Below are 2,161 nucleotides of genomic sequence, written 5' to 3'. Positions count from 1 at the left end.
TTAACAAAAACCTAACCGGGAAGATTTGGGCTAAAATTAGAAAGTCTGATTATGAAAAATTTTTTTAATAAAAATTACGAAATTATTCTTTACCTATTTACTTGGTACTTTCATAAAACCATCATTCTTCACATAATGATTTCCTTTCGTTATATCACATTGAATCATTTTGTAGTCTTTAAGTAGGCTCTTTTGTTTAGATGTAAGTTGACTATATTTAATTTGTTTACCATTTGAATTAAGATAAATATTTCCTTGATTATTTTCCGGAGACCACATAGCCGTCCCTGTCTTAGCTAAAGCATTCGAAGATGCCGGTATTTGTTCTCTCAATTCTGTCATAAGAGCCAAAAAAGGAGATACTTTTGAATTCGTATGCTCAGCTAATAATGCTTGAAAATAATTCGGTTTCATGCAAAGAGAGCATATTATTAGGATTAGATATCTCGCTATCATAAATCCCAGGTAAATGATCTCCATACCACACGATAGTAATAGGTTTTTTAATTTTATTTATTTTTTTAATAAACCACTTAGTTGAATTATCGGTATAACTAACACCTTGAACATAAGTCTTAACAACTCCGCTTTCCCAAGAACTTCGATTATAGGTTGAAGAAATTTTAAAAGTATATTTTTTGTACCAATTATTATAACTCATATGATTCTGCATCGTTGGCATTTGAATAAACTGTGATTTTTTATGTTTTTTTAATACCCATAAAACATTCTTATATGCAGAAAGATCACTAATATAGGGACTATTACCAATACGTTTGGTATATTTTATTTTAGGACTATACAGAGTATAAAACTTCTGAAAGCCCATATTCTTATATACAGCTGATCTATCATAGGTAACCGGGAAATAAGGATGAATAGCATTCTTTATAGACCAATAGTTGCTGACATTGGGCAGATACTTTGCTGAAGCTGCCAATTGCACATAAGGCGATGTAAGAGTTGGCAAAAAATTAGTAAGTGACATGCCAGTAAGAGCTTGATATTCAAGATTAGCAGTTCCGCCCCCCGTATCCCGAGCTGAGCATTAAACCAGAAGTAGTTTCATTCTTAATTTTTCTAATGTTAGGCATCGGATCAGGAGTAACGTGAGATCCTGGCACACGAGTAGGATCAGAAAAACTTTCGCTAAGGACGTAGATAACTGTTTGCTTGTTTATATAACTTTTTCGAGTTTTATTTATTTTATCAGCGATTTTTGTATATTTCTCATCTAATTTCTCGATAGCTGCTCGCGAATATCCTTTTGGAGTTGTCATTACTTTATTATCGAAAAAACGCATAAAAGAATAGACAGCTCCGTTATTTCTCTGATCTTCGTTTACATCCCAAGGAACTGGATTATCACTGAGTTTGGTAGCGATTTTGTAAGGTACTGTTCCAGGGGTATATAAATTTCCAGCAGAAATAAAAATCAAAATAGAAAAAATTAATAAAATAATTCGAATGTACCACTTAGTGAATTTTATTCTAGAATCAAAATATCTGAAGGCAAAATAAATAAATATAATTATAAAAATGATCGCAAGTAAAATTAAAAAAAGTTGAACAGGCGTCATACCAATAAAACTAACCAGTTCGGTAGGGCTTGATAATTGGGATAAATCCGAAGGTAAAATTGATTCGTCTCTATATACGATTTTTAGATTATCAGCAATTCCGAAAATTATAAAAACGACATTGTTTATAATTAAAGCCAACCAAAAACGATTAGTTATAGCAAGAAGAAAAGCAAAGAGAGCAATAACGAAAATAATGTTCAAAATCGCTTGATGATTCTGACTTCCTGGGATAAAAGCATTTATTAAAAAATTAGAAACAGTCTGGACTTTTTGTACCAAAGTTTGGCTTGTATTGATCTGAATTTCAAACTGAATAAAACAAATATCTAGTATAGCTGACAAAAAAAGTGCAAATGGATAGAAAATCCATCTACTGATCGACAAGCCAGAATTCATCGACGAATTTCGTTTGGACTTAAAATTATTTATCTTGCTGAAAACTTTCCCAAAAGTTTTATTAAATTTTGAGTCCCTAAATTTTCCGGAAGTTTGTCAAATGGTGTTGAAGGATAGTTTCTATCCTTTGGAGATCTCCTCGTGTGGGAGATCTTTTTTGTTGTTTTATTAGTTGCGGCGTT

At 31.7% G+C, this 2,161-nt stretch carries 3 protein-coding genes; all 3 read right to left on the bottom strand.

Annotation, left to right across the window (positions count from 1 at the left end; genetic code table 11):
- Positions 1 to 93: 93 nt before the first annotated feature.
- The 3 genes from A3G9_RS1000000110615 to A3G9_RS1000000110605 are packed head-to-tail and all read right to left on the bottom strand — an operon-like array spanning position 94 to position 1,862.
- Positions 94 to 414, bottom strand: a complete 321-nt coding sequence (locus A3G9_RS1000000110615) for a hypothetical protein (protein ID WP_018025318.1) — start codon at positions 412 to 414, stop codon at positions 94 to 96.
- Positions 380 to 988 (bottom strand): sulfatase-like hydrolase/transferase, encoded by a 609-nt coding sequence (locus A3G9_RS1000000110610; RefSeq protein WP_018025317.1) that lies wholly within the window; start codon positions 986 to 988, stop codon positions 380 to 382. The genes A3G9_RS1000000110615 and A3G9_RS1000000110610 overlap by 35 nt, the downstream gene beginning before the upstream one ends.
- A gap of 25 nt (positions 989 to 1,013) precedes the next feature.
- Positions 1,014 to 1,862 (bottom strand): LTA synthase family protein, encoded by an 849-nt coding sequence (locus tag A3G9_RS1000000110605; protein ID WP_248637485.1) that lies wholly within the window; start codon positions 1,860 to 1,862, stop codon positions 1,014 to 1,016.
- Positions 1,863 to 2,161 lie beyond the last annotated feature (299 nt).

Source organism: Oenococcus oeni DSM 20252 = AWRIB129, assembly GCF_000372485.1.
GTDB classification, from domain to species: Bacteria; Bacillota; Bacilli; order Lactobacillales; family Lactobacillaceae; genus Oenococcus; species Oenococcus oeni.
Note: the sequence above shows the minus strand (reverse complement) of the source record. Positions and strands in the feature narration are given on the sequence as shown.

What these genes read in the sequence shown, in the direction of transcription:
- A3G9_RS1000000110615 (WP_018025318.1), bottom strand. Translation starts at nt 414, where the DNA reads ATGAAACCGAATTATTTTCAAGCATTATTAGCTGAGCATACGAATTCA.
- A3G9_RS1000000110610 (WP_018025317.1), bottom strand. Translation starts at nt 988, where the DNA reads ATGTCACTTACTAATTTTTTGCCAACTCTTACATCGCCTTATGTGCAA.